Raw genomic sequence first — 7,705 nt, 5'->3', positions numbered from 1 at the left:
CCCCCCCCCCCCCCCCCCCCCCGCCGGGGGCCCCGCGCCCAAAAGCGCGGCCGACCCCGCCTCATCGGCCTGATTATCGCCGATATCACCAATCCCTACTCGGTCAACGTCATGAGCGGCATTGAAGCAGCCTGCCGGGAAAAGGGCTTCACCCTGCTGGTGTGTAATACCAATAACGAGCTCGATCAGGAGCTGCACTACCTGGACCTGCTGCGCAGCTACCAGGTGGAAGGCATCGTGGTCAACGCAGTCGGTATGCGGGAGGATGGCCTGAACCGCCTGCAGCAGTCGGCCCTGCCGATGGTGCTGATTGACCGTAAAATCCCCGACTTCGCCTGCGATGTGGTCGGGCTTGATAACGCCCAGGCCGCCACCACCGCCACCGAACATCTGGTGGAAAAAGGATTCGAGGCCATCCTGTTTCTCAGCGAACCGCTGGGCTCGGTGAATACCCGTCGCGAGCGCCTGAGCGCCTTTCGCGCCACGCTTGCCCGCCACCACGGCGTGGTGGCCGAAAACGCCGAGGTGCAGCTTAACGACGGCGCGATGCTGGACAACGTCCTGCGTCAGTTCCATGCCCGCCACCGCGGGATGCGCAAAGCGGTCATCTCCGCCAACGGCGCGCTGACGCTGCAGGTAGCCCGCGCCCTGAAGCGCGTCGGCCTGATCTGGGGGAGCGATATCGGCCTGCTGGGCTTCGACGAACTGGAGTGGGCGGAGCTGGCCGGCGTCGGTATTACCACCCTCAAACAGCCGACGTGGCAGATCGGCTACGCGGCGGTCGAACAGGTTATTCGGCGCATTGCCGGCACTAACGACCCCATCCGCGAACGGGTATTTTCCGGCGAGCTTATCGTCCGCGGATCAACCTCCCGTTAACGATCCTTCGTGATGCCGATCATAAATTAAACATCTCGCCCTTTCTTATGGAACCGATACCATCTAGCGTATTAAGGAGATTAAGCAACAAACGCCGGGAGTAAGAGCGCGATGGCCAGAAAAATTATTGTCGTTACCGCTGCGTATGGTAATGACCATGTTAAATCCTTAGGCGGGCAGGCCGCCGTCCTGCCGTTTATCGCCAACGCCGGCGCGGACGGCGTCGAAATCCGCCGCGAGCTGTGCAGCGCGGAAGAGCTCAACGCTCTGCCCTCGCTGGCGGCCACCATTGAGCGCCACGGCCTGCTGGCCTGCTACTCCGCGCCGCAGGCGCTGTTCACCGACAACGGCGAGCTTAACCCGGATCTCCCGACGCTGCTCGCGGAAGCGCAAACTCTGAACGCTCTGTGGCTGAAGCTCTCCCTTGGCCATTTCCTCCACAATCAGCAGTTGGATGAGCTGCGCGATATCCTCCGCGACAGCGGCATGGCGTTGGTGGTAGAGAATGACCAGACCGACTGCGGCCAGCTGGCGCCGATGCAGCGCTTCAAAGCCGCCTGCCGGGTCCATCAGCTGCCGATCACCTTAACGTTTGATATGGGCAACTGGCTGTGGGTTGGCGATTCGCCGGAAGAGGCGGCACGTCATCTTGCGCCGGCGGTCAGCTATATTCATGTTAAAGCGGCGGAGCCTCATCATGAGAAATTCCGCGCTGTACCGCCGGATCAGGCCGCCGAACGCTGGCTGGCCCTGCTCGATAATCTTCCCGCCGACGCGCCGCGTGGAATCGAGTTTCCGCTGACTGGCCATGACCTGACGGCCGTGACCCGCCGCTACGTCAACCTGTTACGCGAGGATTAAGTCGTGGAAAATTTAGATGTCATCACCATCGGCGAAGCTATGGCCATGTTTGTCGCCACCGAAACCGGAGATCTGGCCGAGGTGGAGCATTTCATGAAACGTGTCGCCGGCGCCGAGCTGAACGTCGCCACCGGCCTGGCGCGCCTGGGCCTGAAAGTCGGCTGGGTGAGCCGCGTCGGCAACGACAGCTTTGGCCGCTTCGTACTGCAATCGCTGGCGAAAGAGGGGATCGATAGCCACGCTGTGGCCATCGACAACCGCTTCGCTACCGGTTTCCAGATGAAATCGAAAGTCGAAAATGGAACCGATCCCATTGTGGAGTATTTCCGCAAAGGATCCGCAGCCAGCCATCTTTCGCCGGACGATTTTCGCGCCGACTACTTCACCAGCGCCCGCCATCTGCACCTGAGCGGCGTCGCGGCGGCCCTTTCTGAGAGCTCTTACGCGTTGCTGGAGCATGCGGCGAAGGTAATGAAAGCCGAAGGAAAAACCCTCTCTTTCGACCCCAATCTGCGCCCGGTGCTGTGGAAAAGCGAAGCCGAGATGGTGGAGAAACTCAACCGTCTCGCCTTCCAGGCTGACTGGGTTTTGCCAGGCTTAAAAGAGGGCGTGATTCTTACCGGCCAGCAGACCCCGGAAGGGATTGCCGATTTCTATCTCTCCCGCGGCGTCAAGGCGGTAGTCATTAAAACCGGCTGCGACGGCGCCTGGTTCAAGAGCGCCAGCGGCGAACAGGGAACGGTCGATGCCATTAAAGTCGATAACGTCGTCGATACCGTCGGCGCCGGCGACGGCTTTGCCGTCGGGGTGATTAGCGCCCTGCTGGAAGGCAAAACCCTGCTTCAGGCGGTGAACCGCGGCAATAAAATCGGTTCGCTGGCGATTCAGGTCCAGGGCGACAGCGAGGGGCTGCCCACTCGCGACGCGCTGGGCGAGTAACTTTTCTACGCAACGATAACAGCCGTCCTGTACCCTACCTGCAGCGCGGCACAGCAGCGTCCGTTTCGACGGACGTATGTCTCCTCATTGACAGAGGCAAGCCTATGAATAGCTCAACAAATGCAACGAAACGCTGGTGGTACATCATGCCTATCGTGTTTATCACGTATAGCCTGGCGTACCTCGACCGCGCCAACTTCAGCTTCGCCTCCGCGGCAGGCATTACCGAAGACCTGGGCATCACCAAGGGGATCTCCTCCCTGCTGGGGGCGCTGTTCTTCCTCGGCTACTTCTTCTTCCAGATCCCCGGCGCTATCTATGCGGAGCGCCGCAGCGTTCGCAAACTGATCTTTATCTGCCTGATCCTGTGGGGCGGTTGCGCCTCCCTGACCGGTATTGTGCATAATATCCCGGCGCTGGCGGCGATCCGCTTTATCCTCGGCGTCGTCGAAGCCGCGGTGATGCCGGCGATGCTTATCTATATCAGCAACTGGTTCACCAAATCAGAGCGCTCTCGCGCCAACACCTTCCTGATCCTCGGTAACCCGGTGACGGTCCTGTGGATGTCGGTAGTCTCCGGCTACCTGATTCAGGCCTTCGGCTGGCGGGAAATGTTCATCATCGAAGGGGTGCCGGCGGTGATCTGGGCCTTCTGCTGGTGGGTGCTGGTGAAAGATAAGCCGTCGCAGGTGTCCTGGCTGGCGGAGAGTGAAAAAGCGGCGCTGCAGGAACAACTGGATCGTGAACAGCAAGGCATCAAAGCGGTGCGTAACTATGGCGAAGCCTTCCGCTCCCGCAACGTGATCCTGCTCTGCGCGCAGTATTTTGCCTGGAGTATCGGCGTATACGGCTTTGTACTGTGGCTGCCGTCGATTATCCGCAGCGGCGGTGAAAATATGGGGATGGTGGAAGTGGGCTGGCTCTCTTCTGTCCCGTACCTGGCGGCCACCATCGCCATGATCGTCGTCTCCTGGGCCTCGGATAAACTGCAAAACCGTAAGTTGTTCGTCTGGCCGCTGCTGCTGATTGGCGGACTGGCCTTCATCGGTTCCTGGGCGGTCGGCGCCAACCACTTCTGGGTCTCCTACACCCTGCTGGTGGTAGCCGGGGCGGCAATGTATGCGCCATACGGCCCCTTCTTCGCCATTATTCCGGAAATGCTGCCGCGCAACGTCGCCGGGGGCGCCATGGCGCTGATCAACAGCATGGGCGCGCTGGGCTCCTTCTGCGGCTCGTGGTTTGTCGGCTACCTGAACGGCGCCACCGGCAGCCCCGCAGCGTCCTATATTTTTATGGGGGTAGCGCTTTTCGCCTCAGTATGGCTGACTTTGATTGTTAAGCCTGCTAATAATCAAAACCTTCCACTTGGCGCACATCACGCCTGAACGACTCATACTACGGAGATTCGCATGAAGCCGTCTGTCATTCTCTATAAAACGCTTCCCGACGACCTGCTACAGCGTCTGGAGGAGCACTTTTCCGTCACTCAGGTGAAAAACCTGCGGCCGGAGACCGTTTCGCAGCACGCTGAGGCCTTCGCCCAGGCTGAAGGCCTGCTGGGCTCCAGCGAAAAGGTTGACGCCGCGCTGCTGGAGAAGATGCCGAAGCTGCGTGCGACCTCCACCGTTTCCGTTGGCTATGACAACTTCGACGTCGAGGCGCTGAACGCCCGCCGGGTGCTGCTGATGCATACCCCGACCGTGCTGACCGAGACCGTCGCCGATACGGTCATGGCGCTGGTGCTGAGTACCGCGCGCCGGGTGGTGGAAGTGGCGGAGCGCGTCAAAGCGGGTGAATGGACGAAGAGCATTGGTCCGGACTGGTTCGGCACGGATGTTCACCATAAAACCTTAGGCATCGTCGGCATGGGCCGCATCGGTATGGCGCTGGCGCAGCGCGCCCACTTCGGGTTCGGCATGCCAATCCTGTATAACGCGCGTCGCCAGCATCCGCAGGCGGAAGAACGCTTCAATGCCCGCTATTGCGATCTCGATACCCTGCTGCAGGAGGCTGACTTTGTCTGCCTGATCCTGCCCCTGAGCGAAGAGACTCACCATCTGTTCGGTCAGGCGCAGTTTGCCAAAATGAAATCTTCCGCCATCTTCATTAACGCCGGGCGTGGCCCGGTAGTGGACGAGCAGGCGCTGATCGCCGCCCTGCAGAACGGTGAGATCCACGCTGCCGGTCTCGATGTGTTCGAACACGAACCGCTGGCCAAGGACTCACCGCTGCTGAGCCTGCCGAACGTCGTCGCGCTGCCGCATATCGGCTCCGCCACCCATGAGACGCGCTACAACATGGCGGCCTGTGCGGTGGACAACCTGATCGACGCCCTGAACGGCAACGTAGAGAAAAACTGCGTCAATCCGCAGGTAAAATAAGCCATAAAAAAACCCGGGTAACGGCGGCAACCGCCCTCCCCGGGTTCTTTTTGCATCCTGTCCATCATCCTGCCCGTTCGCCGCAGCCAACGTCAGCCAGATGAAGCATTAACGGGTGGCGTTCACCGCCGCCGTCCATGCCTGATTAAACGCCTGATGCTGCGCCGCCAGCGGCCCAATCAGCGCATTGTACTGGCTGGCCTGCTGGGAGGTTGGGAACTGAATGCCGTTGGCGACAAAGCTCACCTGCGTCCCCTGCTGAGCGACAAAATCCCCCACCTGAACCAGCTGCTGGGTAAAGATCTGCGCGGCCGGGATCAGCGGCTGCAGCGCGTCGGCTGGCGCCGTCACCACCTTGGCGTAAACCTGATCGAAGACCGGCTTGAGATCGTCAGCCTGCTTCAGCGCGCCATGCGCGGCATCGGCCTGCATTTTCGCATTCTGCAGCTGCTGGCTGAGCACGCCCAGCGCGCCGTTCGCCTGACGCAGCGGCTCACGCTGGGTCATATAATCCTGCGGGACGCGGATCGCATTGACGCTGTCCACCACCGGGCGCAGACCAGCGTCCATCGCCTGGCTCACCTGCTGCGAGTAACCGTAGATCACCGCGTAGTCAGAGACAAAAGGCCCAAACTGTTTTTTCTGATCGGCGGTCAGCGTCGGCAGACGTTCACCGCTACGCATCGCCGTATTCTGCAGGAAGTCGATAAACGCTTTGCGCTGATCGCCCTCTTTATCAAAACACCCACTCAGGCTAACCACCATCAATAAGGCCGCCATAGCCGCAAACCAGCGAGAGCAGGACTTTCCTGTCGCCATTTTTTTACTCCTTTCAGCCAAAAAAAGCGCACAACGGCACACACGTGCCAGACGCTGACAAGGATAGTCCAGCTCGGCCTCGCAGGATACCCTTTCCTGCTAATCTTACGCGGGAAAAACACCATTTTGCACGCCATCGTCGCGCTGTAGAACGTCTGTTATGCGCATCACAAATATGGTCTTAAGATCAGGTGGATCAGAACTTCATAAGCCATTGATATTAATATAAATAAAAAGCAACAACCCGGCACTGCGCCTTAAAGCGGACGATAATCGCACGCTTTGGCACGCGTCTGGATTGCCTGCCTCGCACTTCAATGATTTGATGAATGAGCGATTAACGGCGATATGTTCGATTATCGCACAAATCAAACTCAACGACGCGAAGGCGACGATAATAATAAACCTCTGTCCCTCGCTCAGTCTGCCAGGAAAGCCGTATGACTAAGACAACCATCGACATTCAGGCCTTTATCAACGAGCACCCCTTCACCCGCTACCAGTGGATGATTCTTGCGCTCTGCTTTATCACCGTCGCGATGGACGGGTTCGATACCGCAATTATCGGGTTCATCGCCTCCGACCTGGTGCAAGAGTGGGGCGTGGAAAAATCGGCCCTCGGCCCGGTGATGAGCGCCGCGCTGGTGGGCCTGGCGGTCGGCGCCTTAACCGCAGGGCCGCTGGCTGACCGCATCGGCCGCAAAAAAGTGCTGATCATGTCGATCGTGGTGTTCGGCGGATTCAGCCTGCTCACCGCCTTCGCCACCAGCCTTAATCAGCTGACGCTGCTGCGCTTCCTGACCGGTCTGGGCCTTGGCGCGGCGATGCCGAATGCCGCGACGCTAATGAGTGAATATGCGCCGGAGCGCCGTCGGGCGCTGCTGGTGAACCTGATGTTTGTCGGCTTTCCGATGGGATCTTCGCTGGGCGGCTTTTTATCCGCCTGGATGATCCCGCACTATGGCTGGCAGAGCGTGCTGGTGCTGGGCGGCGTGATGCCCCTCCTGCTGGCGGTGGCATTAATATTCCTGCTGCCAGAGTCCGTCCGCTATCTGGTGGTGAAGCAGCACCCGGCGCAGCGCATTGCTGCTATCCTGCGCCGTATCGCGCCGCTGCCGAAGGCAGTGGAATTTGTACTACGCGAAGCAGGCCAGGTGAAAGAGAAATCCGCGATCGGCGTCATTTTCTCCCCTCGCTACGCGGTGGGTACCGTGATGCTGTGCCTGACCTACTTTATGGGCCTGCTGATTTTCTATCTGCTGACCAGCTGGCTGCCGCTGCTCATCCGTGAAACCGGCGCCTCGATGAGTCAGGCCTCAATTATCACCGCCCTGTTCCCGCTCGGCGGCGGGATTGGCGTGCTGATCCTCGGCGCCCTGATGGACAAGATTAACCCCAATAAAGTGGTGGCCGTCGGCTGGCTGCTGACCGGCGTTTTTGTCTGCCTGGTGGGCTTCTCCACCAGCAGCCTGGCGCTAATGGGAGTGATGGTCTTTATCGCCGGCAGCATTATGAACGGCGCGCAGTCGTCGATGCCGGCGCTGGCGGCTGGCTTCTATCCGACGCAGGGGCGCGCCACCGGCGTCGCCTGGATGCTGGGTATCGGCCGCTTCGGCGGCATCCTCGGCGCGTTCAGCGGCGCCTTCCTGATGCAGGCTCAGCTCTCCTTTGAGACCATTTTCACCCTGCTGGCCATCCCGGCGTTCCTGTCAGCCATTGCGCTGCTGATCAAGTACCGGGTCAGTAAATCCGTGCCGGCGACGACAGATGAGGCGAGAAGCCTGCAGAAAGCCTAACCCTATAAGCCGGCGCCCCGCGCCCGCCTT

Annotated in this window: 7 protein-coding genes; 6 read left to right on the top strand and 1 reads right to left on the bottom strand. The window is 60.0% G+C overall.

Annotation, left to right across the window (positions count from 1 at the left end; all coding sequences use genetic code 11):
• The 5 genes from HMPREF9538_RS0127040 to ghrB form a co-directional block, all read left to right on the top strand.
• On the top strand, nucleotides 1-879 hold an 879-nt coding region (locus HMPREF9538_RS0127040), incomplete at its 5' end, for a substrate-binding domain-containing protein (RefSeq protein ID WP_009484288.1).
• Between the two features lie 111 nt (nucleotides 880-990).
• The gene (locus HMPREF9538_RS21370; RefSeq protein WP_009484287.1) at nucleotides 991-1,740 is read left to right on the top strand and encodes a sugar phosphate isomerase/epimerase family protein; all 750 of its coding nucleotides are present in this window, start codon (nucleotides 991-993) and stop codon (nucleotides 1,738-1,740) included.
• 3 nt (nucleotides 1,741-1,743) lie between these two features.
• Complete coding sequence (locus tag HMPREF9538_RS21375; protein WP_002921921.1) at nucleotides 1,744-2,679, top strand: sugar kinase; 936 nt, start codon at nucleotides 1,744-1,746, stop codon at nucleotides 2,677-2,679.
• Between the two features lie 104 nt (nucleotides 2,680-2,783).
• Complete coding sequence (locus HMPREF9538_RS21380) at nucleotides 2,784-4,064, top strand: MFS transporter (protein WP_002921927.1); 1,281 nt, start codon at nucleotides 2,784-2,786, stop codon at nucleotides 4,062-4,064.
• 24 nt (nucleotides 4,065-4,088) lie between these two features.
• Nucleotides 4,089-5,060 (top strand): glyoxylate/hydroxypyruvate reductase GhrB, encoded by a 972-nt coding sequence (gene ghrB, locus HMPREF9538_RS21385; protein WP_004145219.1) that lies wholly within the window; start codon nucleotides 4,089-4,091, stop codon nucleotides 5,058-5,060.
• Between the two features lie 108 nt (nucleotides 5,061-5,168).
• On the opposite strand, the gene HMPREF9538_RS21390 is transcribed toward ghrB, so the two are convergent.
• Complete coding sequence (locus tag HMPREF9538_RS21390; RefSeq protein WP_002921929.1) at nucleotides 5,169-5,879, bottom strand: DUF3053 domain-containing protein; 711 nt, start codon at nucleotides 5,877-5,879, stop codon at nucleotides 5,169-5,171.
• 440 nt (nucleotides 5,880-6,319) lie between these two features.
• On the opposite strand from HMPREF9538_RS21390, the gene HMPREF9538_RS21395 reads away from it, so the two are divergent.
• Entirely contained in the window at nucleotides 6,320-7,675 is a 1,356-nt protein-coding gene (locus HMPREF9538_RS21395; RefSeq protein WP_004188196.1) for an MFS transporter, read from the top strand.
• Nucleotides 7,676-7,705: the final 30 nt, after the last annotated feature.

This window comes from Klebsiella sp. MS 92-3 (assembly GCF_000195655.1).
Classification (GTDB): domain Bacteria; phylum Pseudomonadota; class Gammaproteobacteria; order Enterobacterales; family Enterobacteriaceae; genus Klebsiella; species Klebsiella pneumoniae.
This window is presented reverse-complemented; position numbering and strand designations above follow the sequence as displayed.